The organism is Streptomyces sp. NBC_01508, assembly GCF_045040315.1.
Taxonomy (GTDB): domain Bacteria; phylum Actinomycetota; class Actinomycetes; order Streptomycetales; family Streptomycetaceae; genus Streptomyces.
Map to the genome: position 1 here is coordinate 1,235,381 of NZ_CP109419.1, position 24,346 is coordinate 1,259,726.

Here is a 24,346-nt window from a genome sequence, read left to right on the forward strand (position 1 = left end):
CCCCCACAGCGCGGCTCCACCGGCACCGGGCGGCACCGCCCCTGAACACTCGGTGACACCGCGGACCAGGAGGCCCCACCATGAGCTTTCGCAAGCCGAGCCGACGCCACATGCTGCTCGCCGGCTCCGGCGGGCTGATCGCCGCCGCCCTGCCCGGCACCGCCCACGCCGGCGCCCGCACCGCGCGTGCCGTCGAACCGGACATCGACAGCACCTCGCAGTGGAACGCCCGTCCGCCCCGAAGTGCCCCGCGCCTGCTGAACAGGCGCCCGACCAAGATCGTCGTCCATCACACCGTGGGCCCGAACACGTCCGACTTCTCCCGCGCCCAGGCCCACACACACGCCCACTGGGTCCAGGACCTGCACATGGACGACAACGGATGGCTGGACAGCGGCTACCACTTCCTGGTCAGCCGCGGCGGCTGGATCACCGAGGGGCGGCACCGCAGCCTCAGCACGTTGCGGGGCGGCAGCAGCTTCGTTCTCGCCTCGCACACCTCCGGGCAGAACGAGCAGTCCATCGGCATCGCCAGCGAGGGCGCCTACCACGACGGCGCGCAGCCCCCAGCGGCACAGTGGGACGTACTCGTCACGCTCTGCGCGTACGTGTGCGGGCAGTACCGCATCGCACCGACCCAGATCTACGGCCACAAGGACTTCGGCACCACGCTCTGCCCCGGTGTCATCCACGACAAGCTGCCACAACTGCGCAGCCAGGTGGCGGCGAGCATGGGTTGAGAGCGGGGTCGCGCCGATGACTTTCCGTGGTCCACGGGGTCTACCCCTCATGGACACCAACACGGATACGCACCTGCCCGACCACGGCCCCGTCTGTCGCGGCGTGGCCGGGCTGCTCGAAGGCATCGAGGCAAAGCACCTCTCGGCACCCACCCCGTGCCCGGACTACACCGTGCGGGAACTGCTCGGGCATCTGGTCGGGCTGACCGTCGCCTTCCGGGACGCCGGGGAGAAGGCGCTGGGGCCGACGACCGACACCCCGCCGAACGAGGCGCTGCCCCGGTTGGAGGACGGCTGGCGCACCACGCTTCCGGCGCGGCTGGACGAGCTTGCCGCGGCGTGGCGTTCGCCCGACGCCTGGCAGGGCTTCACACGGGCCGGCGGCGTGGATCTGCCGGCCCAGGTCGCGGGGCTCGTCGCACTGAACGAACTGGTCGTGCACGGCTGGGACTTGGCGCGCAGCACGGGGCAGGCGTACGACGTCGACCGGGCGAGCCTGGAGGCGGTGCTCCCCTTCCTCGAACCGGCGGCCGCGAGCGACGAGGCGAGCGGCGAGGCGAGCGAGGAAGCGGGCGAGGTACCGGCGGGGCTGTTCGGTCCACCGGTCCCCGTACCGGCCGACGCGCCGCTGCTCGACCGGGTCATCGGCCTGAGCGGGCGCCGGCCGGACTGGCGCCCCGGAGAGTAGCCGCCCGGCCCGCCGGACATGGACGGCCGGTGCGTCCGCGGCGGCTGGCCTGTTGACTGGGGGGCGTGACCCGGGCCGGGCCGGACCCCGGGCCGTCGGGAAAGGCCGCTCCATGCCGTACGCGCTCCGCCGCCCGCTGCTCGCCGTACTGCTGGCGTTCGTCGCCCTGTGCACGGCGTGCACCGCTTCCGCGCGGGAGAACGCGCCGACGGCCGGGCTCGACACCCCGGCGAAGAAGGAGATCGCGATGCGGCTGGTCTCCAGCGCCGAGAACTCCTCGCTCGACTGGAAGGCCCAGTACCGCTACGTCGAGGACATCGGCGACGGCCGCGGCTACACCGCCGGCATCGTCGGCTTCTGCACCGGCTGCGGCGATCTGCTCAAGGTGGTCGAGCGCTACGTCGCGGCCCGGCCGGACGGCAACGTACTCAAGCCGTTCCTCCCGGCGCTCCGCGCGGTCCGGGGCAGCGACTCGCACGACGGGCTCGGCAGCGCGTTCACCACCGCCTGGCAGCGGGCCGCCGACGACGATCCGGCGTTCCGCGAGACACAGGACGACGAACGGGACCGGATCTACTTCGACCCCGCCGTCGAAGCGGGGAAGGCCGACGGGCTGGGCGCGCTGGGGCAGTTCAGCTACTACGACGCGTATGTGATGCACGGGTACGCCGACGCACGCGGTTCGGCCGGCTTCCGTACGATCCGCGAACAGGCCCTGAAGAAGGCCGAGTCACCGGCGAAGGGCGGCGACGAGGCCGCGTACCTGAACGCGTTCCTCGACGCCCGCGTCGACGCGATGCGCCGCGAGCCGTCGCACTCGGACACCAGCCGCGTCGAGACGGCGCAGCGGGTCTTCCTCGACGCGGGCAATCTGGAGCTGGAGCCGCCGCTCAAGTGGAAGGTGTACGGGGACAGTTACCGCATCGACGGCGGCTGAGGCGCGGGCGAGGCCGGGCAGGTCGCGGGTGTCGACGACGATGTGACGCGGGCTCACCGGCAAGCGGGAAGTACGCGCCCGACCCGTTCCCCCGCGCATCACCGATTTCTCCGACGCGCCACGGGTATAGGCACGGCTTGAGGTGACGGGGCGCGATCAAGCGATCAGCTCGGCGAGGGGCGCGTCGACGAAGGTGGCTCCGGTCTCCAGCATCCGCTCGACGGCGTAGGCCGGGTCGATCAGCGCCTCAGGGGTGTGGATGCCCGGCGAGACGGCTCCGCCGCGCAGACCGAGCAGTCGCTCGACGCCGAGGGCGATGCCGAGTGCGGTCAAGGGGCGTTGCCCTGCCGGGTGGACCAGGTATCGGCTCGTGTGGAGCGGCGCACCTGCCGGGCCTGTTCCTTCGAGGTCGATGCGGATCTCGAAGGACGCGGGTTCGCCGCGGCGCCGGCCTGCGGATTCACCGACGGCGAACGCGAAGCGGACGTTCGGCGCTCCTGTCGCGAGGGCGAGGCTCGGTACATCGAGGATGGCGATGCTCTGGCCCGGCAGGACGGTGCCGTCGGCACTGGACACATCCGCCTGCGCGTCGGGACCGGTGACCCAGGTGAACACGCCGTCCCGGCGCACCAGTCCCGCCGAGGTGGCGGCTGACCACCGCTCCAGATCCGCCACCCCCGCCGGCCCGCCGGTATCCGACTCATCCAGTAGGGCGCCGATCCGGATCGTGTCGACACGCTCGAACCGCTGGGCCGCGTGCAGTGTCGCGAGGGCGGTGATACCGGCGCAGTAGTGGCTGGCCATCAGGATCGGTGCGGCGCCTGTGTGTTGGGCGCCCGCGACGACCTCCGGTGCGATCTCCACCAGACCACTGGAGATGCTGAGGTACGGCAACCCGTGGTGCTGCGCGTAGCGCAGCCCGTGCAGGTGGTCGTCCCACAGCGCGGCGACCACCGCCGAGTAGCCGTGCCCGGCCGGGAGACCGAGATCGCTTCGCCGCAGATCGATCGTCACGGCCGTCGCGTCGCCGAGCTCGTCGGCCACCCGCTGTGCGCGGTTGATGTCACGACCGGCGATCGTCAGCGGCAGCGCCGGGTGCCATCGGCGCAGAAGGGCGGCGGCTCCCTTACCCGCCTGGCCCGAACCGCCCAAGATCAGTACCGATTTCGCGTGCTCCATTGCGGGTTCCCTCTCACATCCACGAAGTTACATTTTGTAGCCTACGTTTTGTAACATACCCTGGAACGCGACGCAAGGGAGGACCATGGCCACCACACCGACCCGCTTGTCCAGACAGGCCCGGCGGGAGCAGTTGCTCGACACCTCCGTGGCGATCGTGCGCACCCAGGGCGCCGACGGTCTGACACTGGTCACCCTCGCGGAGGCGGCCGGGGTGAGCAGGCCGATCGTGTACGACCACTTCGGCACCCGCCCCGGCCTCCTGCTCGCGCTCTACCGGCGGCTCGACGAACGACACCGGGCCGCGATCACCCAGGCGTTGCAGGCTGCCGGACCCGCCGCCGACGAGGTCGCCCGCGTCATGAGTGCCGCATACTTCGCCTGCGCCATCGACATGCCGGAGTTCGCCTCCATCTCCGCCGCGCTGAAGGGAGATCCGGAAATGGACGCGCTTCAGCACGAGATGCTCGACAGCTACGCGAACGTGATGGCCGCCGCCCTCGTGCCACACTCCGGCCTCCCGGCCGAAGCGCTTCGGTTGCGCTGCGTCGGCGTACTGGGCGCGGCCGAGGCGATCGCGACCGAGCTGACCCGAGAGCGGGCCACCGCCGTCGACGCGGTCACCGCGCTGACCGACCTGATCGTGGGCAACCTCGCCACCAGGGCATGAGCCTTCGGCGCCGACCGGCCAACCGGTCCCGAGGCAGGCCCCGTCACCCTCGTCGAGGTGACGGGGAACCGGGCGAACTCCCCTTCCCACCCCAGTGGTTGAAGGCCAGATTCAGCACGATCGCCACCACACACCCCGTGCTGATCCCGGAGTCGAGCACCACCAACAGGTCCTGTGGAAACGCGTGGTAGAACTCCGGCGCCGCGATCGGGATCAGGCCGATGCCGACGGAGGCGGCGACTATCAGCGCGTTCTCGCCCTTCTCCAGCGCGGCGGTCGCCAGCGTCTGGATGCCGCTCGCCGCGACCGAGCCGAAGAGCACGATGCCCGCGCCGCCGAGGACCGGCAGCGGGACGAGGGCGATCACCGAGGCCAGCACCGGGCACAGGCCCAGCAGGATCAGGATGCCGCCACCGGCGGCGACGACGAAGCGGCTGCGGACCTTGGTCATGGCGACCAGCCCGATGTTCTGCGCGAAGGCGCTGCACATGAAGCCGTTGAACAGTGGGCTGATGGCGCTGCCCAGCGTGTCGGCGCGCAGTCCGCCCTTGATGACGCGCTCGTCCGCCGGCCGGTCCACGATCTTGCCGAGCGCCAGCATGTCGGCGGTGGACTCCGTCATACAGACGAGCATCACGATGCACATGGAGATGATGGCCGCGATCTCGAACTGCGGTGCGCCGAAGTGGAACGGCGTCGGGAAGCCGACGAGATCCGCGTCCTTGATCGCGTCGAAATCGGTCATGTTCATCGGGATCGCCACCAGGGTGCCGACGACCAGGCCCAGCAGGATGGCGATCTGCTGGAGGAAGCCGCGCAGCACCTTCCGCAGGACCAGCACGATCAGCAGGGTGAGGCCGGCCATCCCGATGTTCTTCATGGAGCCGTAGCCGTCGGCCGTGGCATTCCCACCCTGGGACCAGTTGAAGGCCACCGGGAGCAGGGAGACACCGATCAGGGTGATGACGGTGCCGGTGACGACGGGTGGGAAGAACCGCACCAGTTTGGAGAAGTACGGCGTGAGGACGAACCCGAGCACGCCGGCCACGATGATCGCGCCGAAGATGACCGTGATGCCCTCGGCGCCGCGTTCCCGGCCGATGGCGACCATCGGCGTCACACCGGCGAACGAGACGCCGTTGACGAACGGCAGCCGCGCGCCGATCTTCCAGAGACCGAGGGTCTGGAGCAGCGTGGCGATGCCCGCGGTGAAGAGGCTGGCGCCCATCAGGAACGCGGTGTCGCGGGCGTTCAGGCCCACGGCGGGCCCGACGATCATCGGGGGCGCCACCACGCCCGCGTACATGGCGGCCACGTGCTGGAGGCCGCTGGTGAACATCTTGAAGGGGGGCAGGGTCTCGTCGACCGGGTGCTTGCGCTCCCGGTCGGGTATCTCGTCGGATATCGAGTCGGGTGTCGCGTCCGGTATCTCGTCGGGTGCGGGGGCTGCTACGTCCTTGCGAAACCTGGGCCTGGCTGCCACGGGTGTTCCTCCGGTCGGTGACGCGTCGGCGGCGACGCGGGTGTCAGGGAGGTGCTTCGAATGCGTTCGAATGAGGGCGCGATCATGCGGGTGAGCATGCAAAGTAGCGAGCCCGTGTTACGTACACGAGTCACCGTCCCGGGTGGTGGCGCACCGTTGTGCGGCGCGCCACCACCCGGACGCGGCTGCCAGGGACCCCGCTCGGGTCCCGTGGCCGCCGGTCAAGGGCCGTCCCCCTCGACCGGACTTCGTTGAAAGATCGGGCGGGCCGCGTCAGCCCGCCGCGGCGATCCGCGCGAGGCGCCGCGCCTGGCTCCGCGTGGAGCGGGCGACGGCGTCTTCGTCCACCGTGGTCAGGTGGTTGTCCTCGACGACGGTCCGGCCGTTGACGAGGGAGAGCGTGACGGGCGCCGCCGCTCCGAGGACCAGAGCTATGACCGGGTCGGCGATGGAGGAGTGGGCCAGGGTGTCCAGCTTCCACAGCACCAGGTCGGCGAGCTTCCCGGGCTCGATCGAGCCCAACTGGTCTGCCCGGCCGAGGACTTGGGCACCGCCGTAGGTGCCGAGGCGCAGCGCCTGACGGGCCGTCAGGGCGGCTTCGCGGTGGGCGCCGAGGCGGTTGATGAGCAGCGCGTTGCGCAACTCGGTGTGCAGTTCGCCCGATTCGTTGGACGCGGTGCCGTCCACGCCGAGGCCGACGGGAACGCCCGCCCTCAGCATGTCGGGAACGCGTGCGATACCGGCCGCGAGGCGGGCGTTGGAGGACGGGCAGTGGGCGACGCCCGTGCCGGTGCGGCCGAAGGCGGCGATGTCCGAGTCGTTCATATGGACGCAGTGGGCCATCCATACGTCGGAGCCGAGCCAGCCCGTCGACTCGAAGTAGTCGGTCGGGCCCATCCCGAACAGCTCCTTGCAGAACTGCTCCTCCTCGACCGTCTCGCTGCCGTGGGAGTGCAGGCGTACGCCCTTGCGGCGCGCCAACTCGGCAGCCTGTCGCATCAGTTCGGTGGAGACGGAGAACGGCGAGCACGGCGCGACGGCGATCTGCGTCATCGCGCCGAACGACGCGTCGTGGTGCTTCTCGACGGTGGCCTCGGTGGCGGCGAGCGCGCCTTCCAGCGACTCGACGGCGAAGTCCGGCGGCAGGCCGCCGGCCGACTGCCCGCGGTCCATGGAGCCGCGGGCGAGGGTGAACCGTACGCCCGTCTCGGCGGCGGCCCCGATGATGGCGCCGGACAGGTCGCCGGAGCCGCGCGGATACACGTAGTGGTGGTCCATCGCGGTGGTGACCCCGCCGCGCGCCATCATCGCCAGTGAGCCCTGGGCGGCGGCGCGCGCCATCGGCTCGTCGATGCGCGCCCAGGTCGGGTAGAGCGCCACCAGCCAGTTGAACAGGTTGTGGTCGGTGGCCAGCCCCCGGGTGATCCACTGGTAGAAGTGGTGGTGGGTGTTGACCAGGCCGGGGGTGAGGAGATGGCCGGTGCCGTCGACCCGGCGTACGACGTTCTCCAGTGCGGCGGGGGCGCGGCCGGCGCCCACGGATTCGATGAGGTTGTCCGCGACGACGACGTATCCGGACGTGTACTCGGTGTCGTTCGCGTCCACGGTCGCGATGGCACAGTTCTCGATGACGATGCGCGAAGCCGCCATGGCGGGTCCTCGTTCTTCCCGTTGGGTGGACGGATCCGGGGGTCGGGCGGGGTGAGAGACGGATCCGTGGTTCGTTCGGTGCGCAGTTGCCCCCGCTCCTCCCCCATCTCGCCCCCTCCTGAGGGGGCTTGACGCCGGCGCGGCGCGTCGGGGGTACGGCGTGGTGGTTACAGGTTGGTCAGGTCGAGCGGGATCCGCGGTTCGGCGCCGTCGCGCAGCACGGTGGCCTCGATGAGGCCGTAGGGGCGGTCGGCGGCGAAGTACACAGCGCCGTCCGGGGTCTCGTTCTTGAGGCCGAACGGTTCGAGGTCGACCAGGAAGTGGTGGTTGTTGGGCAGCGAGAACCGGATCTCGTCGATCTCGCCGCGGCTGTCGATGATCCGCGAGCCCATTTGGTAGAGCGTCTGCTGGAGCGAGAGGGAGTAGGTGTCCGCGAAGGCGTGCAGCATGTGGGTGCGCGCCTGCACGTAGGACTGATCCCAGTCGGGCATCGGCTCCGCGTCGTCGGTCCAGTTGTAGCGCCACCTCGCTGACACGTCAGTGGCGAGTATCCGGTCGTGCGCCTCGCGGAGCGTCGTGTACTTGTCCTTGACGTAGCCCCAGAACTCGGAGTTGGTCGAGTTCAGCACCGTCAGGTCCTTGAGACCGGAGATGATCTCCCACTTCTCGCCGTCGAAGGTGATCTGCGAGACGCGGGTCTCCTGGCCCTTGCGGACGAAGGAGTGTCCGGCCTCGTCGGCGCCCGTGGAGCCGGAGTTGGCGTCCGGCGTCGCGATGCGCTCCCAGGCGTACTCCTCGATCCGGATCCGCGCCCGGTGGATCGGGTCCTGGCTGGTGACGAAATGCCGGGCGAGATGGATGCCGAACTGCTCGGCGGACTCGATGCCGTGCTCCTTGGCGAACGCGTACACCGTGTTCTTGGTGGTGTCGGTCGGCAGGACGTTGGCGTTGGATCCGGAGTAGTGGACCTCCGCCATGTCACCGGAGAGGGCGACGGAGACGTTCAGGTCCTTGATGTGGTGGGTGGCGCCGTCCCGCACGATCTTGACGACGCGGTTCTCCGCTTTGCCGTACTGGTTCTGGCCGAGAATGGTCGGCATCTGCTAGCTCCCTCGGTATACGGAGTAGCCGAACGGGTTGAGCAGCAGCGGTACGTGATAGTGCTCGCCGGGCGTGACGGAGAAGGTGATCGCCACTTCCGGAAAGAACGCACCGCTGTCCCGTGGCGCGGGGGCGTCCTGCTGTGCCTCGGCTCGCTTCCGGCTCTGAGCGTGGAAGTACGCCTCGGTCTCGAAGTCGAGGCGTACGTGGGTCGTTCCTTCCGGCAGCGCCGGCAGATCTCTGCACCGCCCGTCCGGGTCGGTCGCCGACCGGCCCAGCACCACCCACGGCTCCCGGCCGCCGCCGCGGGCGCGGAGCGAGACGGCGACGGACGCGGCGGGGCGTCCGACACTGGTGTCCAGGATGTGCGTGGACACCGATGCGGTGGTCTGCGTGCTCAAGGGTTCACTCTCCTGCTTGTACGAGGCGGGTCAGCCGGATGCGGTTGATCCTGCCCAGCTCGGTGCGGACGACGGCCCGCTCCCGCTCGGGCGTGTTGCCGATCCGTATGCGGACCGCGTCCCGCATCTGCTCTCCGGTCCTGCCGGTGGCGCAGATCAGGAAGACGTGTCCGAACCTGTCCTGGTAGGCCAGGTTCAGTTCGAGCAGTTCCGCCTTGAGTTCGTCGGACGCCCCGGCCATGCCCCGCTGTTCGCGGGCGGAGGCCGGGTCGCCCGGCTTCGGACGGCCGATGGGCGGGTGCCCGGCCATCGCCTCCGCCAGATCGCCGGCGGTCAGTTCGGCCGTCGCGGCGTCACTGGCGGCGAAGAGGGCGTCGGCGGTGGCGTACGGGCGGCGGGCGAGCAGGTCGCTCCCCCATGCCGTACTGGCGCACACCTCACGCAGTGCGGTGAGTGCCGCGCTGTCGGAGGAGGTGTTGAACCGGGTGAGGCCCGGTGGCGGGTCGGTCGTCACGGGAGCCTCCGTGGCTGTGCTTGACGGGCTGCGGGACAGCTAACGCCTTCGCGAACATCACGTCAACACTTTGTTGAATTCTTTCGGCGAGCCGCTGTCGGCCCGGCCCGGACCCGTCAGTTCGTCTGCGGCCGCGTCAGTTCGCCTGCGACCGGTTCAGGTAGTTGTAGACGAAGAAGCGGAATGGAGTCGTGTGCTCACGCTGAGTCATGGGCGATCATCGCCAGACCCTGCGTCACGCCCCTTGGCGCGCTTCTCCTCTTGGGAGTTGATGTAGTTGTAGACGGTGAACCGGCTGACCCCGAGCGCACCGGCGACGGTCTCCACGCCGTGCCGGACGGCGAAGGCCCCGCGCGCCTCCAGCGACCGCACCACCGACTGCTTGGCCCTGCGGTCGAGTTCCGACAGCGGCATACCGTGCCGGCGCTCCAGCGCGACGAGGATGTGGTCGAGCGATTCGGACAGCTGCGGAAGGCGTACGGCGACGACGGCCTCCCCCTCCCAGCTCAGCACGACGTCGTCGGGCCGGGCCAGGTCGGGCCGTACCGCCTGAGCGCCCATCGCGTCGACGAGCGGCTTCACCGCCGCGAGCAGCGGATGGTCGGGCACACCCGGCGGTTCGCTCACTTGCCGTCCTCCGCGATCACGTTCACCTGGAGGGAGACGCGGGTGGCACCGGCCTCCAGGGAGCGGCGGAGCAGGGCGTCGACGGCCGAGATGACGGCGTCGGCGCCGCCTTCGGCGGTGTTGCCGAACGGCCCGACGTCCACGGCGTCCAGCTCGGCCGTCCGGATGACCTCGCGGGCCACCACGGCATGGCCTGGGGCCTCGTCCAGGTCGAACGGCTCGGTCGTGAATTCCACTCTCAGTCGCACGCGCACAACCTACTGCGCGAGGGCCGAAATCGGGGCCGGCCTCTTGACAGCCCTGCCGAATCCCAGGCAATCTTCCATTAAGCAGAAACTAACTTCCGCGATACGGAAGGAGCGCAGAACCTCTCATGGCCCCCTTCACGAACAAGCCCGGCTCCGAGCAGCGCTTCGATGTGAACCTGTCGATCCTCTTCACCGAACTCCCGCTCCTTCAGCGCCCCGCGGCAGCCGCCGCGGCGGGCTTCACCGCGGTGGAGCTGTGGTGGCCCTGGATCGAGACCCCCACCCCGCCGCAGGCCGAGCTGGACGCCCTGAAGAAGTCCCTGGACGACGCGGGCACCCAACTGGTGGGACTGAACTTCTACGCCGGCGAACTGCCCGGCCCCGACCGGGGGGCGCTGTCGCTGCCCGGCGAGGAGTCGGACCGCTTCCGCGCGAACATCGACGTGGCGGCCGGCTTCGCCGCCTCGGTGGGCTGCACGGCCCTCAACGCGCTGTACGGGAACCGGGTCGAAGGAGTCGAAGGCGTCACCCCGGAGGCCCAGGACGCGCTCGCCCTGGAGAATCTGGTCCTCGCCGCCCGCGCGGCCGACCGGATCGGGGCGACGCTGCTGATCGAGGCGCTCAACAGGCCGGAGTCCCCGCGCTATCCGCTGGTGAGCGCCGAGGCCGCGATCGATGTCGTGGACCGGGTCAACGCGGCCACGGGTCTCGGCAACGCCGCGTTCCTCCTGGACATCTACCACCTGTCGATGAACGGCCTGGACGCCGAAGGGCTGGCCGAGGTCATCGACACGTACGCCGACAAGACCGGCCACGTACAGATCGCCGACAACCCCGGCCGGGGCGCGCCCGGCACCGGCACGCTGCCGCTGGAGGAACTGCTCGGCCGGCTGCGCAAGGCCGGTTACGGGGGCTGGGTCGGCCTGGAGTACAAGGCCGGCGACCGCCCGGGCGCCGAGTCCTTCGCGTGGCTGCCCGCCGACGCGCGGGCCGCGCGCTGAGCCCGACGCCCCAACGCGCCGACACCCGGACGCCCCGACGCCCGCGGACCTGAACACGACGCGCACACGTATGCGAGAGAGGCACCCCCGATGAGCACTCTTCCCAAGGTGGCATGGATCGGCCTCGGCATCATGGGGTCCCCCATGGCCGAGAATCTGATCAAGGCCGGATACTCCGTGACCGGCTTCACGCTGGAGCGGGAGAAGCTGGACCGGCTCGCGGCCAACGGCGGCTCCGTGGCGGCCTCGATCGCCGAGGCCGTCAAGGACGCCGACGTCGTCGTCACGATGGTGCCCGCCTCGCCCCAGGTCGAGGCCATCGCCTACGGCGAGGACGGCATCCTGGAGAACGCCAAGAAGGGCGCCCTCCTGATCGACATGTCCTCGATCACCCCGCAGACGTCGATCGACCTGGCCGAGGCGGGCCGGGAGAAGGGCGTCCGCGTGCTCGACGCGCCGGTGTCCGGCGGCGAGGCGGGGGCCGTCGAGGCGGTTCTCTCCATCATGGTCGGCGGCGAGCAGGCCGACTTCGACCAGGCCAGGCCAGTCTTCGACGTGCTGGGCAGGACCATCGTCCGGTGCGGTCCGCACGGCTCCGGCCAGACGGTGAAGGCGGCCAACCAGCTGATCGTCGCCGTCAACATCCAGGCGTGCGCCGAGGCTGTGGTCTTCCTGGAGAAGTCGGGCGTGGACCTGAACGCGGCACTCGACGTCCTGAGCGGCGGGCTGGCCGGTTCGACCGTCCTGACCCGTAAGAAGGACAACTTCATCGACCGCGACTTCGCTCCGGGCTTCCGGATCGACCTGCACCACAAGGACATGGGCATCGTCACCGACGCCGCCCGCACTGTCGGTGCCGCGCTGCCGGTCGGCGCGGTCGTCGCACAACTGGTCGCCTCCCTGCGCGCGCAGGGCGACGGCGGTCTCGACCACTCGGCGCTGCTGCGCGGCGTCGAGCGCCTGTCCGGCGGCCAGGTCTGACCGGACCGACCCGCCGGCGCCCTTGAGCTCCGGGCTGTGGCGGCGCCGACAACCTGTCCTGTCGCGCCCAGGCACCGCCACAGCCCGGCCTGCGGCCTGTCGTTGGATCAGTCAGGCCCTGGCCGCCAACAGCCGTCCCTCCCAACGGCCCTCGTGAGGGGTGGCCGGTGGGAGGGACCTCCACGGGACCGTGGCGGCGTGCGCCAGTGCGGTGGTGAGGGGAGCGAGGGTCGCCCTCCTGACCTGAAGGAGTGCCGACCGGCGCTCCCCGTCGTCGCCGCCACGGTCCCCCAGCCTCTCCCCCGAGGCCGCGTCAAACGCCGTCCGGCGGTGCGAGTGTCCCGTCGCGCCGGCCTCGCACCGCCGGACGGTCTCCAGCCCGGCCGATTCTTCGGCCGGGCTCTTGTCGCGATGTCACCGGGTCCGCAAACTGAAGGGATGCGTCTTGCCACGTTTTCCGTCCTGACCGCCGTGGGTGTCTTCGTCGCGATCTTCGAGAAGAACATCTCCTGGCTGATTCCGCCGTTCGTGCTCCTGCTCCTGTGGCCCAGCAAGGCGGTATGGCGGCTGGTCACCCGTGCCGGAGCGGGGACCGCCGCCGGAGCGGTCGGTGCCGGCGCGGTCGGTGCCGCCGGCGCCGGCGCGGCGGCCAGTTGGTGGGCCGACGGGCACGCGCACGGCGGCGACACGGCGGACGCGAGCGGTGGCGACGGCGGCGGGGACGGCGGCGGTGGTGGAGACGGCGGCGGGTGCGGAGGGGGCTGCGGTGGGTGCGGAGGGTGTGGCGGCTGACGCCGGGACAGGGACAACAGCGGCCCCCCGCACCGGAGTTCCGGGCGAGGGGCCGCAGCTCGTACGGTGACGGGCCGTCAGGCGCCCGGGTGGACCAGCGGCCTGATCTCGGTCGGCGCGTGGCCGGGCTCGGTGGCCAGCTCCTCCCACTCGTTCACCTGGTCGATCCGCACACCCATCGAGATGTTGGTGATCCGCTCCAGGATCGCCTCGACCACCACCGGCACGCGGTACTCGGCCGCCAGCTTCTTCGCCCTCTCGAAGGCGGGCAGCAGTTGGCCGGGCTCGGTGACGCGGATCGCCTTGCAGCCCAGCCCCTCGACGACCTTGACATGGTCGACCCCGTAGACGCCCAGCTCCGGTGAGTTGATGTTCTCGAACTCCAGGTTCACCTGGAAGTTGATGTCGAGATTGCGCTGCGCCTGCCGGATCAGCCCCAAGTAGGCGTTGTTCACCAGCACATGGACGTAGGGGATCCGGTGCTGCGCGCCGACGGCCAGCTCTTCGAGCATGAACTGGAAGTCGTAGTCGCCGGAGAGCGCGACGACCGCGGTGTCCGGGTCGGCCTTCGCGACGCCGAGCGCGGCCGGGATAGTCCAGCCGAGCGGTCCCGCCTGGCCGCAGTTGATCCAGTGCCGCGGCTTGTAGACGTGCAGCATCTGCGCGCCGGCGATCTGCGAGAGGCCGATGGTGGTGACGTACCGGGTGTCGGGGCCGAAGGCTCGGTTCATCTCCTCGTACACGCGCTGCGGTTTCAGCGGCACGTTGTCGAAGTGCGTCCTGCGGTGCAGGGTGCCCTTGCGCTCCAGCACGGAGGCGATCCACTGCGTACGGTCGGGCAGTTCGCCCGCCGCCTTCAGCTCCTTCGCCACCTCCACGAAGAGCGTCAGCGCGTCCTTGGCGTCCGAGGGGATCCCGTAGTCCGGCGCGAAGATCTTGCCGATCTGGGTGGGTTCGATGTCGACGTGGACGAAGGTGCGGCCCGCCGTGTAGACGTCGAGCGCGCCGGTGTGGCGGTTGGCCCAGCGGTTGCCGATGCCCAGGACGAAGTCCGAGGCCAGGAACGTCTCGTTGCCGTAGCGGTGCGAGGTCTGGATGCCGACCATGCCCGCGTTCAGGTCGTGGTCGTCGGCGATGGCGCCCCAGCCCATCAGGGTCGGGACAACCGGAGTGCCGGTCAACTCGGCGAATTCCACGAGCAGTTCGGACGCGTCGGCGTTGATGACACCGCCGCCGGCGACGATCAGCGGGCGCTCGGACGCGGTCAGCAGCGTGAGCGCCTTCGCGATCTGCGCGCGGCTCGCGGACGGCTTGTGGACCGGCAGCGGCTCGTACGTCTCGATGTCGAACTCGATCTCGGTCAGCTGCACATCGATCGGCAGGTCGATGAGGACCGGCCCCGGCCGGCCCGAGCGCATCAGGTGGAAGGCCTGCTGGAAGACGCCGGGGACCTGCGCGGCCTCCAGGACGGTGGTGGCCGCCTTGGTGACCGGCCTGGCGATCGACGCGATGTCGACGGCCTGGAAGTCCTCCTTGTGGATCACCGCGGTCGGCGCCTGGCCGGTGATGCACAGGATCGGGATGGAGTCACCGATCGCGGAGTACAGGCCGGTGATCATGTCGGTGCCGGCCGGACCGGACGTGCCGACGCAGACACCGATGTTGCCGGGGTTCGCGCGGGTGTAACCCTCGGCCATGTGGGAGGCGCCCTCCACATGGCGGGCGAGCGTGTGGTCGATGCCGCCGGCCTGTTCGAGGGCCTTGTAGAAGGGGTTGATCGCCGCGCCCGGCACACCGAACGCGTCGGTGACGCCTTCGCGCTTGAGGATCTCAACTGCCGCTCGGGCAGCGGTCATACGAGGCATGGAGTGCTCCTGCTTCGGCTCGTGGACTCGGGCTCTGTCGCGCCACCTGAGAGCGTCGATTCCGTCGATTCCATCGAATCCGCTGTTTCCGCTGAATCCCTTGCTTCCACAATGCGGAAAGTTAGTTCTGCTATGTGGAATCAATCTAAAGTGCCTTACCCACCGCGTCAAGGGATGGCCGAAGCCCCTCCCCCATGCCCGTAAGTTGATGGACGATGGGCTGTGGAGAGGGGTACCGAAAGTGGGAAAGAGCGTTCCCGTCCGCTGTCCCGACTGCGGGCACAACCATGTGTTCACGGCGGCGGCCTACCCCTGCCCCTGCGGATCGGCCGTCTCGGCGCCCCTGGTGGCGGGCGCGCCTCCCACCCGCGTCGGGCGCCGGACCTGGGACGACGAGTGGGTGACCGTCAGCTGCACCGGATGCGGACGGCAGGACCAGTGGCCGCAGCCGGAGTTGGGCTGTCCGTGCGGGGCGATACTGCGGATCCCGGTCAGGCCGGTGACGGTCGGCACGAAGCACGACGTCGTGCACGCCGCCGCGCTCTATCTGCGCGGAATCGGCTTCCAGGACGTCGTGCGCTCCGACGGACAGCCGGAGACCGGCAGTGATCTGCGCGGCCCCGGGCTCGTCGCCCAGGTCGACCCGGGTACCCGTCCCGCCGATCCGCGCGCCGTCGAGTGCCTGTGGCTCAACGCCCTCAACGAGTCGGCGGTGGGCGCGTTCTTCTCGCTGGCCGGCTACACGGACGAGGCGCGCGACCGCGCCGACAGCCTCGGGGTGTCGCTCTTCGTCCTGGATCTGACGGGCACCCCAAGACCGGTCAACGCCCCGGCGACAGAACTGGATCGCTCACACGCCTGACCCGAACCCCGAACCCACGGGCATACCCGCGCGGGCATAATCTCTCCATGCGAATCCGCCCCGCGGTCCCCGCCGACCTCCCCCTCCTCCAGGACATCGAGAGGGCCGCCGGTGAACCCTTCCGCGCCGTCGGCATGGCGGCGATCGCCGATGACGACCCGCCGGCCATCGACCTCCTCGACCGCTATCTGCGCGCGGGCCACGCCTGGGTGTCCGAGGACGGCACGGGCCACCCGGTCGCGTATCTCATCTACGACGAGATCGACGGCGCCGCCCATATCGAGCAGGTCTCCGTCCACCCCACGGCGGCCGGACACGGGGTCGGCCGCGCCCTCATCGACCATCTGGCCGAACGGGCGGCGAGCGCCGGACTGGCCGGGCTCACCCTGACCACCTTCGCGGACGTGCCGTGGAACGCGCCGTACTACACGCGGCTCGGCTTCCGCACCCTCGCGGAGGGCGAACTCACCGACGGGCTGCGGGAGATCAGGCGCGCCGAGGCCGCGCACGGTCTCGACCACTGGCCCCGGGTCTGCATGCGCCGGGCCACAACGGTGAGTTGACCGGCGCACAGTGCCCCGGGGCTCAGGCTCTCAGCGCGCGTCGCCCTCCGCGTACTCCGCGTCCGAGCCGCGCGCCGTCCGCTCGCGCAGCTCGATACGGCGGATCTTGCCCGAGACCGTCTTGGGCAGTTCGGCGAACTCGATGCGGCGCACGCGCTTGTACGGGGCGAGGACCGCACGCGAGTGCGCGAAGAGCAGCTTCGCGGTGTCGGGACCCGGCTCCCAGCCGTCCGCCAGGACGACGTACGCCTTGGGCACGTTGAGCCGCAGCGCGTCGGGCGCCGGTACGACGGCGGCCTCGGCCACGGCCTCGTGCTCCAGCAGCGCGCTCTCCAGCTCGAACGGCGAGATCTTGTAGTCGGACGCCTTGAAGACGTCGTCGCTGCGGCCGATGTAGGTGATGTAGCCGTCGGCGTCGCGCGAGCCGATGTCGCCCGTGCGGTAGTACCCGCCCGCCATCGCCTCGGCCGTACGCTCCGGCTCGTCGTGGTAGCCGGTCATCAGTCCGACCGGGGAATTGGCGAGGTCCAGCGAGATCTCGCCCTCGCTCCCGCCGGGCACGCCGGTGACCGGGTCCAGCAGCGCCACGACGAAGCCGGGGGTCGGCCGGCCCATCGAACCGGCCTTCAGCAGCTGCCCGGGCGAGTTGGCGACCTGGACGGCCGTCTCGGTCTGGCCGAAGCCGTCCCGGATCGTCGCGCCCCACTCCCTGCGCACGGTCTCGATGACCTCGGGGTTGAGCGGTTCACCGGCGGCGGCGACCTCGCGCGGGGGGTGGCGCAGCAGCGTGAGATCGGCCTGGATGAGCATCCGCCACACGGTGGGCGGCGCACAGAAGCTGGTCACCCCGGCGCGGTCCATCTCGGCCATCAGCCGGACCGGGTCGAAGCGGGTGTAGTTGTGGATGAAGACGGTCGCCTCGGCGTTCCAGGGGGCGAAGAGATTGGACCAGGCGTGCTTGGCCCAGCCGGGTGAGGAGATGTTCAGATGCACGTCGCCGGGTGTGAGCCCGATCCAGTACATCGTCGCGAGATGGCCGATCGGATACGAGACATGGGTGTGCTCGACGAGCTTGGGGCGGGCGGTGGTGCCGGAGGTGAAGTAGAGCATCAGCGGGTCGTCGGCGCGGGTGACCCCGCCGGGATCGAAGTCCGTGGACTCCTGGTGGGACGCCTCGTACGCCCGCCAGCCGCCCGCCGCGGTGCCCGATCCGCCGTCCGGGCCCCCGGCGTCAACTTGGGAACCCTCGCCGCCGACCACGATCCGGGTGTACTCCCCCGGCACATCGGCGAACTTCGCGACATCGGCGGACCGGACGATCACATGCCGCGCCCGGCCGCGCCCGATCCGGTCCCGCAGATCCGGCGGGCCCAGCAGCGGGGTCGCCGGGATGACGACGGCCCTGAGTTTCATCGCGGCGAGCGCCGTCTCCCACAGCTCCGTCTGGTTGCCGAGCATGACGAGGACACGGTCCCCGGCCGCCACGCCCTGGGCACGCAGCCAGTTGGCCACCTGGGCGGAACGCCCGGACATCTCGGCGAAGGAGGTGACGCTCTCGGTGCCGTTCTCCTCGACCACGCGCAGCGCGGGCCGGTCGTTGCCCGCGGCGATCACGTCGAACCAGTCCAGCGCCCAGTTGAACAGCGCGGGCCGGGGCCAGACGAAGCCTTCGTACGCCGCGGTGTAGTCCTCCCGGTGTCGCAGCAGGAAGTCCCTGGCGGCGCGGAACTCCTCGGTCGCGTCGACTGCTCTCATGTGCCCTCCTCATCGCTCGCCCGTTCACTAGCATCGTGTAGCCGGTGACGTACGTCTCACCACCCCCTGACGGGGGTGAACCGAACGCGTCGCGCCGGCGGAGCGAGCCGAAGAGAAGGAAGGCGCTGTGATTGAGGCGGTCGAGGCGGTCGAGATGCGGACTGCGCTGCTGACGCTGCGCCGTACGACCGGGCTGCCGGTCGCGTTCGGCGGGCTGTTGCACGATACGCGCCAGGTGCGCATCGCGGAGCTGAACGGTACGGCGACGGGCGCGCTGCGGGGGCTCGGGATCTGTGTCGGCAACGGGCTGGGCGGCAAGTCGATCGCCCTGCTGCGACCGTGCGCGGTGAGCGACTACCGGCAGGCGCGCCACATCAGCCACGAGTACGACGCGGCGGTGGCCGCCGAAGGGCTGCGCTCCGTGGTCGCCGTTCCCGTGATCGTGCGGCGCCGGGTCCGTGGCGTGCTCTACGGCGCGCTGCGCGATCCGCTGCCGATGGGCGAGCGCGTCTTCGACGCCGCCATCGCCGCGGCCCGCGACGTCGAGCAGTCGCTGGTCGTACGGGACGAGGTGCAGCGGCTGCTCGCGGTGACCCGCGAGCCGGTGCACGGGCGGCCCGAGGCGTGGGAGGAGGTCCGTGAGGCGTACAGCGAACTGCGGGCGCTCGCGCCGCGCATCGTGGACGCCGGGCTGCGCGGCGAACTGAACGCCGCCTGCGGCCGGTTGGCGGGCGCGGGCGGTGTGCCGCAGGAGCAGCGGCGAGCCGTGACGCTGGCGCCGCGCGAGGTGGACGTGCTGGCGTGTGTGGCGGCCGGCTCGACGAACGCGGCGGCGGCGGAGCGGCTGGGGCTGCGGCCGGAGACGGTGAAGGGTTACTTGCGGGCGGCCATGCGCAAGCTGGGCGCGCACACCCGCCTGGAGGCGGTGGTGGCGGCGCGCCGGGTGGGGCTGCTGCCGTAGAGGGTGTCCGCCCGGTCCGAACCGATCGAGCCCGTCCGGCGATCGAGGACAACCCGGCCCACCGGACGGACCCGGTGAACCTTCCGGTCACCGCGCCGATCGCGTTGGCGTGGCGCCGGCCGGGGGCGTCCGGCCTGAGCCCGATCCGCCACGACAGCGGCTGACGCCACGCCGCCGTCACCGACGGTGAGGCTCACGGGGGAGCCCGCGCGGTGGGGTGTCGTCAGGGAGGCGTCAAATAACCGGGCCTGCCGGTCAACGCCGCGTCATGACCCGCCCGAACCGCCACGGGTCGGGCATAGCTTCCTGGTGTCAGACACGACGAGTCCTCTGGGAGGACACCATGGACAGCACCACTCTCGACGACGCGGACCCCGACGAACGCGGCCCGGCGGGGCCGCTGTACGTACCCGTACGGCTCGGCTCCGCCGGAGGGCGGCATCTGCGCCTCATGCGCACCCCGCTCGGCGCGCGCACCGCCGTCGGTTTCACCAGCGCCCGGCGGCTGGCCGCCGCGCTCGGCGGGCGGCAGCCGTACATCAGGCTCTCCGAGCCCTGCCTGCGGGCACTCGCGGAACCGCTCGGCGTCGGTCTCGTGACGGTCGACCCGCAACTCGTGGCCCCGCCGGTCGTCCACAGGGCGCCCGCCCCCGCCGCTGTCCGGCCGTGTCTGCGCCACACCGGCGACGCGCCGCTGGCGGTGGGCGCGTGAGGACCGAACCGCCGCTCGCCGTCAACGAGTTGAGCACCCCGTCGGTCTGGCCCGCGTCGGCCGTCTCCGCGGCCGGCGGTGACCTCTCGGTCGCGGGCGTCTCCCTGCTGGAGCTGGCCGGGCGATACGGCACTCCCGCCTACGTACTCGACGAGGGCGAAGTGCGGTCCCGGGCACGGGCCTGGCTGCGCGCGCTGCCCGAGGCGGAGATCGTCTACGCGGCGAAGGCGTTCCTGTGCCGCGCCGTCGTGGACTGGATGGAGGAGGAGGGCCTGGGGCTCGACGTCTGCTCGGCGGGCGAGCTGGAGCTGGCGGCCACCCGGGGCTTCCCGGTGGAGCGGATCGTGCTGCACGGCAACGCCAAGTCGCCGCAGGATCTGGGGACGGCGCTGCGGCTCGGCGTCGGCAGGATCGTCATCGACGCGGACTGCGAGATAGCGCGGCTCGCCGCGCGGGTGCCGCCGCACGACGCGCAGCAGGTGCTGGTCCGCGTGCTGCCGGGCATCGAGGCGGGCGCCCATCCGAAGATCCGTACGGGGGCCGAGGGCCAGAAGTTCGGGCTGTCGATCGCGAGCGGGGACGCGGAGGACGCCGCGGCCCGGATCCTGGGCCAGCCGCAGCTCGAACTGGCCGGTCTGCACTGCCACTTGGGCTCGCAGATCGCCACGCCCGAACCGTACGAGCGGGCCGTACGGGAGATGGTCGCCTTCTTCGTACGGATCCGCGACCGGTTCGGGGTCGTCCTGCCCGAGCTGGATCTGGGCGGCGGTTTCGCGGCGGCGTATCTGCCGGGCGACGCGGCCCCGGCACCCGCCGTGTACGGACGGCGGATCAGGCGGGCGCTGACCGGAGCCTGCGCCGAGGCGGGTCTGCCGGTCCCGCGGCTGACCGTGGAGCCGGGCCGCTCGATCATGGCGCCGGCCGGGATCGCGCTGTACCGGGTGCTCGCGGTGAAGCGGTCGGGCGGGCGGGTCTTCGTGGCCGTCGACGGGGGCATGAGCGACAACCCGCGCCCCGCGCTGTACGGCGCCCGTTACACGGTCCGCCGGATCGGGCGCGCCTCGGCGGCGCCGATGCGGGCCGCCACGGTGGTCGGCAGGCACTGCGAGGCGGGCGACGTGCTCGCCGACGAGGTGGAGCTGCCGGAGGACGTACGGCCCGGTGACGTGCTCGCGGTGCCCGCGTCGGGGGCTTACCAGGTGTCGATGGCGTCGGGGTACAACATGACCGGTCGCCCGCCGGTGGTGGCCGTCGCCGGCGGGCGGTCGCGTCTGCTGGTGCGGCGCGAGACGTTCGAGGACCTGCGGCGCCGGGACGTGGGGCTCTGACCTCACCCGGCCGTCGACGGAACGGAGAGGTCCGCGAAGCGCACGACGTAGGAGGGGGAGGTGGCCGAGGAGAGCGAGCCGAGCATCCGCTCGCCCTCCTCGGCCACCGCGTCGCGCTGCGCGCGGGTGAGCGCGCCGAAGGACCGCACCGTCAGCGTCCCGCGCCCGTCGCCCTCCGTGCCGTCCTCCAACCGCCAGATGCCGGCGAGGAACCCGTCGACGAGGAAGGTGCGGTGGCCCTGGTTGCCGTTCCAGATGAGCTTGCGGTAGGCGAGGGGGACGACGCGGGTGCGGTCGGCGTGCGAGAGCAGCAGGTTGTCGTACTCGGGAAGGAAGCGCGGCGGGGCCGGGATGCCGGGGTCCGGCCTGGGGGCGTCGGGGAGGTCGAAGAGTTCGACGCCGTACTCGTCCTGGAAGGTGCGGAGTTGATCGCGCAGCCGCTCGAAGACCGGGGCGAGCCGGGTGAGTCGGCACCAGGTCTGCGTGTCCTGCACGGAGGCGGGTCCGAAGGCGGCGAGGTAGCGCGGCACGGCGGTTTCCGGCGCGCTGCCCGCCGCCGCGTCGCCCCCTTCGGCCCCGAACCACTTCTGGGCTGTCGTGAGCGTGACCCGACCGCCGCGTCCCCACAGCCCGCGCGGTGTGACCTGCACGAGCGGCAGCAGGCAGCGCGCGGCGACGGAGAGTGCGAGCGGGTCGGCGCCGGGCCACCGCTCGGCCAGTGCCGCCTTCAACTCCTTGAGCGGCAGGGGCCGTTCCTCGACCAGCTCCCTGCTGTACGCGGCGAGCCGGTCCAGGTCCACCCCGACCAGACCGGCACGGAAGGTCCGCAACTCCCGTTCGATCATGGGCTGGACGAACGGACGCAGGGCGAGGCAGTCCTCGGCGGTGTGGGTATGGATGGTGGAGCGGAGGGTGACCATCCGGCCGACCTCGCGGGAGGCCATCAGCCCGGACAGCTCCGCGGGGTCGAACCCGTCGAGCCTCGCGGCGAGTTGGACGTACGGCGGCTTCACGTTCTGTGCCTGGAGCCCGACCAGATGTGTCACCGCGTCCTTGGCGGACATGGCCGCGCGCCGCAGCAGAAGCTGCCGCGCCAGGGTGGCGCGGTTGAGCGCGCGGGTGGTGAGCAGGGGGTGCGAGAGCGGGTCCGTCGTCTTCGGGGCCATGCATCACACGCTACGCAGACTTGCGGACGGTTTCTGTCCTCGATCGCCGGAGGCGTCCGCCGAGCCCCCTCCGGCGATCGAGGTGAAACCGACTGGTCAGGTCGCGGCGGTGACCGTGAACAGCGCCCCGTCGGGGTCGCGCAGCGTCGCCTCGTCCACCCCGGCCGACGCGTCCGGCCGCAGGACGAGGGAGCCGCCGGAGGCCAGCGCCGTATCGACCGCAGCCGCCACGTCCGGCACGCTGAAGTGCACGTGCCAGCGGGGCCGGATCTGCGGGTCGGGTGCCGCCTGCACGGCGCCGCCCCTGATCCGCGCCAGCGGCTCGTCGCCGTCGAGGAGCACCGACTGGTCCTCGTCGTGCGCCAGTCGCAGCTTCCCCTCGCCCTCCGGCTGCCAGCCCAGGGTGAGTGAGTAGAAGCGCCCCGCCGTGACGGCTTCCCTGGTCCGCAGTTCCAGCGAGGCGGAGCCGCTGCCGCGCCCCATCGACCAGTCGGAGCGGACCGAGCCTTCCCAGATCCCGAAGACGGCGCCGTCCGGGTCGACGGCGAGCGCGGCGCGGCCGGTGTGGAAGGCGAGCGGGCCGACGCCGACCGTGCCGCCGCGCTCCCTGATCCGGGCCGCCGACTCGTCCACGTCCGTGACGTTGAAGTACGGCGTCCAGGAGACGGCCACCTGGAGCGAGGAGGCGAGCGCCCCGATACCGGCGACGGGCATGCCGTCGATGAGCGCCACGGAGAAGTCGTCACCGAGTCCGCCGGGCCGGTAGGTCCAGCCGAGAACCTTGCCGTAGAAGTCCTGGGCGCCCGGCAGTTCGCGTGCGAGCAGGCTCACCCAGCATGGCGCTCCGGCGACTCCCTGTGCTTTCGGCATTCCGCTCCGTTCCATTGGAAAACCACTGCCTTCCTGTGCGACCGCACAGGAGGCTGATGCCCTTACGGGCATGACAGACACCTAAAAGGTATGCGACGGGCATACGGCCGGGCGGACGGAGGCTGTCCGCGATACGATCAACCACTTATTGTGGGAGCGCTCCCAGTGGTTGGATGACGGTCCCCCGACGGAGCGCCGATGGAGGTCGCACGATGGTGACAAGGGGACGTCCGAGCCGGACCGGCCAGCCCACGCTCGAAGAGGTGGCGGCGCTCGCGGGTGTGGGGCGCGGCACCGTCTCCCGTGTCGTCAACAACTCGCCGCGCGTACGAGACTCCACCAGGCAGCTCGTCGAGCGGGCCATCGCCGAGCTGGGCTACATACCCAACCGGGCGGCCCGCGCCCTCGCCGGGAGCCGTACCGACGCGGTGGCCCTGGTGATCCCGGAGACCGAGAAGCGGTTCTTCGCGGAACCGTACTTCTCGGACGTGCTGCACGGTGTCGGCACGGGTCTCGCCGACACCGAGATGCAGTTGCTGCTCACGCTCGTACGGACCGAGAACGAGCGCCGCCGCTTCCTCCAGTACGCGCGGGCCGGCCGGGTCGACGGCGTGCTGCTGGTGTCCGTGCACGGCAGTGACCCGCTGCCGGATCTGCTCGCCGAGATGGGCCTGCCGACCGTGCTGAGCGGCCGTCGCTCGGCCGACGAGTCCGTGAGTTACGTCGACTCCGACAACGTCGGCGGCGCCCGCTCCGCCGTACGGCACCTCGTGGAGACCGGGCGGCGGCGGATCACCACGATCACCGGGCCGCTGGACATGTACGTGGCGCAGTGCCGGCTCGGCGGGTATCAGGAGGCCGTGGCGGGCTCCGGCGGCGACCCGGATCCGTCCTGGACGGCCCACGGGGACTTCACCGAGGAGAGCGGGCGGCGGGCGATGACGGAGCTGCTGGCGCGCCACCCGGACCTGGACGCGGTGTTCGCCGCGTCCGACGTGATGGCGGCGGGTGCCCTGCACTCGCTGCGGGCGGCGGGCCGCCGGGTGCCCGAGGACGTGGCCGTCGTCGGCTTCGACGACTCCCCCATCGCGCGGCACGCCGATCCCGGGCTCACGTCGGTACGGCAGCCGGTGGAGGAGATGGGGCGGGCGATGGCGCGGGTGCTGCTGGCGGGGATCGAGGATCCCGCGGCGCCGCGGCAACACGTCCTGCTGCCGACGGAGTTGGTGCGGCGCGCCTCGTCCTGAACACG

25 protein-coding genes are annotated in these 24,346 nt (G+C 71.1%); 13 read left to right on the forward strand and 12 right to left on the reverse strand.

What is annotated here, in order from left to right:
* The first annotated feature begins 80 nt into the window (after positions 1-80).
* The 3 genes from OG700_RS05575 (at position 81) to OG700_RS05585 (ending at position 2,365) form a co-directional block, all read left to right on the forward strand.
* The gene (locus OG700_RS05575) at positions 81-740 is read left to right on the forward strand and encodes a peptidoglycan recognition family protein (RefSeq protein ID WP_405609745.1); all 660 of its coding nucleotides are present in this window, start codon (positions 81-83) and stop codon (positions 738-740) included.
* A gap of 49 nt (positions 741-789) precedes the next feature.
* Positions 790-1,428, forward strand: coding sequence for a TIGR03086 family metal-binding protein (locus OG700_RS05580; protein WP_405609748.1), 639 nt, complete (start codon positions 790-792; stop codon positions 1,426-1,428).
* A gap of 112 nt (positions 1,429-1,540) precedes the next feature.
* Positions 1,541-2,365, forward strand: coding sequence for a chitosanase (locus tag OG700_RS05585; protein WP_405609751.1), 825 nt, complete (start codon positions 1,541-1,543; stop codon positions 2,363-2,365).
* Positions 2,366-2,521: 156 nt separating this feature from the next.
* Here the strand turns inward: OG700_RS05585 and OG700_RS05590 are convergent, their stop codons facing one another.
* The gene (locus OG700_RS05590) at positions 2,522-3,544 is read right to left on the reverse strand and encodes a saccharopine dehydrogenase (RefSeq protein WP_405609754.1); all 1,023 of its coding nucleotides are present in this window, start codon (positions 3,542-3,544) and stop codon (positions 2,522-2,524) included.
* Positions 3,545-3,629: 85 nt separating this feature from the next.
* Between OG700_RS05590 and OG700_RS05595 the strand changes: the two genes are divergently transcribed.
* Positions 3,630-4,214, forward strand: a complete 585-nt coding sequence (locus OG700_RS05595; RefSeq protein WP_405609757.1) for a TetR/AcrR family transcriptional regulator — start codon at positions 3,630-3,632, stop codon at positions 4,212-4,214.
* Positions 4,215-4,257: 43 nt separating this feature from the next.
* Here the strand turns inward: OG700_RS05595 and OG700_RS05600 are convergent, their stop codons facing one another.
* From OG700_RS05600 to OG700_RS05630, 7 genes are all read right to left on the reverse strand, one after another.
* A complete protein-coding gene (locus OG700_RS05600; RefSeq protein WP_405609759.1) occupies positions 4,258-5,697 on the reverse strand; it encodes a nucleobase:cation symporter-2 family protein in 1,440 nt (479 codons plus the stop codon).
* Positions 5,698-5,970: 273 nt separating this feature from the next.
* Positions 5,971-7,347, reverse strand: coding sequence for an 8-oxoguanine deaminase (locus OG700_RS05605; protein WP_405609762.1), 1,377 nt, complete (start codon positions 7,345-7,347; stop codon positions 5,971-5,973).
* A gap of 167 nt (positions 7,348-7,514) precedes the next feature.
* Positions 7,515-8,447 carry a factor-independent urate hydroxylase gene (pucL, locus tag OG700_RS05610; RefSeq protein ID WP_405609765.1) on the reverse strand — a complete coding sequence of 311 codons (933 nt, stop codon included), beginning with the start codon at positions 8,445-8,447 and terminating at the stop codon, positions 7,515-7,517.
* Positions 8,448-8,450: 3 nt separating this feature from the next.
* Positions 8,451-8,849 (reverse strand): hydroxyisourate hydrolase, encoded by a 399-nt coding sequence (gene uraH / locus OG700_RS05615; protein WP_405609768.1) that lies wholly within the window; start codon positions 8,847-8,849, stop codon positions 8,451-8,453.
* Between the two features lie 4 nt (positions 8,850-8,853).
* Complete coding sequence (gene uraD, locus OG700_RS05620) at positions 8,854-9,363, reverse strand: 2-oxo-4-hydroxy-4-carboxy-5-ureidoimidazoline decarboxylase (protein WP_405609771.1); 510 nt, start codon at positions 9,361-9,363, stop codon at positions 8,854-8,856.
* A 207-nt stretch (positions 9,364-9,570) separates the two neighbouring features.
* Complete coding sequence (locus tag OG700_RS05625) at positions 9,571-9,924, reverse strand: helix-turn-helix domain-containing protein (protein WP_405621475.1); 354 nt, start codon at positions 9,922-9,924, stop codon at positions 9,571-9,573.
* A 62-nt stretch (positions 9,925-9,986) separates the two neighbouring features.
* Positions 9,987-10,238 carry a hypothetical protein gene (locus OG700_RS05630; RefSeq protein ID WP_405609774.1) on the reverse strand — a complete coding sequence of 84 codons (252 nt, stop codon included), beginning with the start codon at positions 10,236-10,238 and terminating at the stop codon, positions 9,987-9,989.
* Between the two features lie 125 nt (positions 10,239-10,363).
* Between OG700_RS05630 and OG700_RS05635 the strand changes: the two genes are divergently transcribed.
* The 3 genes from OG700_RS05635 to OG700_RS05645 all read left to right on the forward strand — a co-directional run bounded on the left by OG700_RS05635 (position 10,364) and on the right by OG700_RS05645 (position 13,012).
* On the forward strand, positions 10,364-11,239 hold the full coding sequence (locus OG700_RS05635; RefSeq protein ID WP_405609777.1) for a TIM barrel protein: 876 nt from the start codon (positions 10,364-10,366) through the stop codon (positions 11,237-11,239).
* A gap of 90 nt (positions 11,240-11,329) precedes the next feature.
* Positions 11,330-12,220 carry a 2-hydroxy-3-oxopropionate reductase gene (locus OG700_RS05640; RefSeq protein WP_405609780.1) on the forward strand — a complete coding sequence of 297 codons (891 nt, stop codon included), beginning with the start codon at positions 11,330-11,332 and terminating at the stop codon, positions 12,218-12,220.
* 438 nt (positions 12,221-12,658) lie between these two features.
* Positions 12,659-13,012: a hypothetical protein gene (locus OG700_RS05645; protein WP_405609783.1), complete on the forward strand. Its 354-nt coding sequence runs from the start codon at positions 12,659-12,661 to the stop codon at positions 13,010-13,012.
* A 77-nt stretch (positions 13,013-13,089) separates the two neighbouring features.
* Here the strand turns inward: OG700_RS05645 and gcl are convergent, their stop codons facing one another.
* The gene (gcl, locus tag OG700_RS05650; RefSeq protein WP_405609786.1) at positions 13,090-14,877 is read right to left on the reverse strand and encodes a glyoxylate carboligase; all 1,788 of its coding nucleotides are present in this window, start codon (positions 14,875-14,877) and stop codon (positions 13,090-13,092) included.
* A 241-nt stretch (positions 14,878-15,118) separates the two neighbouring features.
* Between gcl and OG700_RS05655 the strand changes: the two genes are divergently transcribed.
* Both OG700_RS05655 and OG700_RS05660 read left to right on the forward strand, forming a co-directional pair.
* Entirely contained in the window at positions 15,119-15,739 is a 621-nt protein-coding gene (locus tag OG700_RS05655; protein WP_405609789.1) for a hypothetical protein, read from the forward strand.
* A 47-nt stretch (positions 15,740-15,786) separates the two neighbouring features.
* Positions 15,787-16,302: a GNAT family N-acetyltransferase gene (locus OG700_RS05660; protein WP_405609792.1), complete on the forward strand. Its 516-nt coding sequence runs from the start codon at positions 15,787-15,789 to the stop codon at positions 16,300-16,302.
* 30 nt (positions 16,303-16,332) lie between these two features.
* Here the strand turns inward: OG700_RS05660 and OG700_RS05665 are convergent, their stop codons facing one another.
* Positions 16,333-18,057, reverse strand: coding sequence for an AMP-binding protein (locus OG700_RS05665; RefSeq protein ID WP_405609795.1), 1,725 nt, complete (start codon positions 18,055-18,057; stop codon positions 16,333-16,335).
* Positions 18,058-18,211: 154 nt separating this feature from the next.
* Between OG700_RS05665 and OG700_RS05670 the strand changes: the two genes are divergently transcribed.
* The 3 genes from OG700_RS05670 (at position 18,212) to lysA (ending at position 21,058) form a co-directional block, all read left to right on the forward strand.
* Positions 18,212-19,018 carry a response regulator transcription factor gene (locus OG700_RS05670; protein WP_405621477.1) on the forward strand — a complete coding sequence of 269 codons (807 nt, stop codon included), beginning with the start codon at positions 18,212-18,214 and terminating at the stop codon, positions 19,016-19,018.
* A gap of 343 nt (positions 19,019-19,361) precedes the next feature.
* Positions 19,362-19,730: an SAV_915 family protein gene (locus OG700_RS05675; protein WP_405609798.1), complete on the forward strand. Its 369-nt coding sequence runs from the start codon at positions 19,362-19,364 to the stop codon at positions 19,728-19,730.
* The gene (lysA, locus tag OG700_RS05680; RefSeq protein ID WP_405609801.1) at positions 19,727-21,058 is read left to right on the forward strand and encodes a diaminopimelate decarboxylase; all 1,332 of its coding nucleotides are present in this window, start codon (positions 19,727-19,729) and stop codon (positions 21,056-21,058) included. Before OG700_RS05675 ends, lysA begins: the two co-directional genes overlap by 4 nt.
* Positions 21,059-21,060: 2 nt before the next feature.
* Here the strand turns inward: lysA and OG700_RS05685 are convergent, their stop codons facing one another.
* Complete coding sequence (locus OG700_RS05685) at positions 21,061-22,224, reverse strand: winged helix DNA-binding domain-containing protein (RefSeq protein ID WP_405609804.1); 1,164 nt, start codon at positions 22,222-22,224, stop codon at positions 21,061-21,063.
* Between the two features lie 96 nt (positions 22,225-22,320).
* On the reverse strand, positions 22,321-23,094 hold the full coding sequence (locus OG700_RS05690) for a VOC family protein (protein WP_405609807.1): 774 nt from the start codon (positions 23,092-23,094) through the stop codon (positions 22,321-22,323).
* A 212-nt stretch (positions 23,095-23,306) separates the two neighbouring features.
* On the opposite strand from OG700_RS05690, the gene OG700_RS05695 reads away from it, so the two are divergent.
* A complete protein-coding gene (locus OG700_RS05695; RefSeq protein WP_405609810.1) occupies positions 23,307-24,341 on the forward strand; it encodes a LacI family DNA-binding transcriptional regulator in 1,035 nt (344 codons plus the stop codon).
* The last annotated feature ends 5 nt before the right edge of the window (positions 24,342-24,346 follow it).

Excerpts from the sequence above, each read along its gene's own strand:
- pucL (WP_405609765.1), bottom strand. The coding sequence starts at position 8,447 with ATGCCGACCATTCTCGGCCAGAACCAGTACGGCAAAGCGGAGAACCGC.
- OG700_RS05580 (WP_405609748.1), top strand. The coding sequence starts at position 790 with ATGGACACCAACACGGATACGCACCTGCCCGACCACGGCCCCGTCTGT.
- OG700_RS05685 (WP_405609804.1), bottom strand. The coding sequence starts at position 22,224 with ATGGCCCCGAAGACGACGGACCCGCTCTCGCACCCCCTGCTCACCACC.
- OG700_RS05605 (WP_405609762.1), bottom strand. The coding sequence starts at position 7,347 with ATGGCGGCTTCGCGCATCGTCATCGAGAACTGTGCCATCGCGACCGTG.
- OG700_RS05595 (WP_405609757.1), top strand. The coding sequence starts at position 3,630 with ATGGCCACCACACCGACCCGCTTGTCCAGACAGGCCCGGCGGGAGCAG.
- gcl (WP_405609786.1), bottom strand. The coding sequence starts at position 14,877 with ATGCCTCGTATGACCGCTGCCCGAGCGGCAGTTGAGATCCTCAAGCGC.
- OG700_RS05635 (WP_405609777.1), top strand. The coding sequence starts at position 10,364 with ATGGCCCCCTTCACGAACAAGCCCGGCTCCGAGCAGCGCTTCGATGTG.
- OG700_RS05575 (WP_405609745.1), top strand. The coding sequence starts at position 81 with ATGAGCTTTCGCAAGCCGAGCCGACGCCACATGCTGCTCGCCGGCTCC.
- OG700_RS05645 (WP_405609783.1), top strand. The coding sequence starts at position 12,659 with ATGCGTCTTGCCACGTTTTCCGTCCTGACCGCCGTGGGTGTCTTCGTC.
- OG700_RS05675 (WP_405609798.1), top strand. The coding sequence starts at position 19,362 with ATGGACAGCACCACTCTCGACGACGCGGACCCCGACGAACGCGGCCCG.
- OG700_RS05670 (WP_405621477.1), top strand. The coding sequence starts at position 18,212 with ATGCGGACTGCGCTGCTGACGCTGCGCCGTACGACCGGGCTGCCGGTC.
- OG700_RS05625 (WP_405621475.1), bottom strand. The coding sequence starts at position 9,924 with ATGGGCGCTCAGGCGGTACGGCCCGACCTGGCCCGGCCCGACGACGTC.
- OG700_RS05695 (WP_405609810.1), top strand. The coding sequence starts at position 23,307 with ATGGTGACAAGGGGACGTCCGAGCCGGACCGGCCAGCCCACGCTCGAA.
- OG700_RS05690 (WP_405609807.1), bottom strand. The coding sequence starts at position 23,094 with ATGCCGAAAGCACAGGGAGTCGCCGGAGCGCCATGCTGGGTGAGCCTG.
- OG700_RS05665 (WP_405609795.1), bottom strand. The coding sequence starts at position 18,057 with ATGAGAGCAGTCGACGCGACCGAGGAGTTCCGCGCCGCCAGGGACTTC.
- OG700_RS05585 (WP_405609751.1), top strand. The coding sequence starts at position 1,541 with ATGCCGTACGCGCTCCGCCGCCCGCTGCTCGCCGTACTGCTGGCGTTC.
- OG700_RS05590 (WP_405609754.1), bottom strand. The coding sequence starts at position 3,544 with ATGGAGCACGCGAAATCGGTACTGATCTTGGGCGGTTCGGGCCAGGCG.
- OG700_RS05640 (WP_405609780.1), top strand. The coding sequence starts at position 11,330 with ATGAGCACTCTTCCCAAGGTGGCATGGATCGGCCTCGGCATCATGGGG.
- OG700_RS05660 (WP_405609792.1), top strand. The coding sequence starts at position 15,787 with ATGCGAATCCGCCCCGCGGTCCCCGCCGACCTCCCCCTCCTCCAGGAC.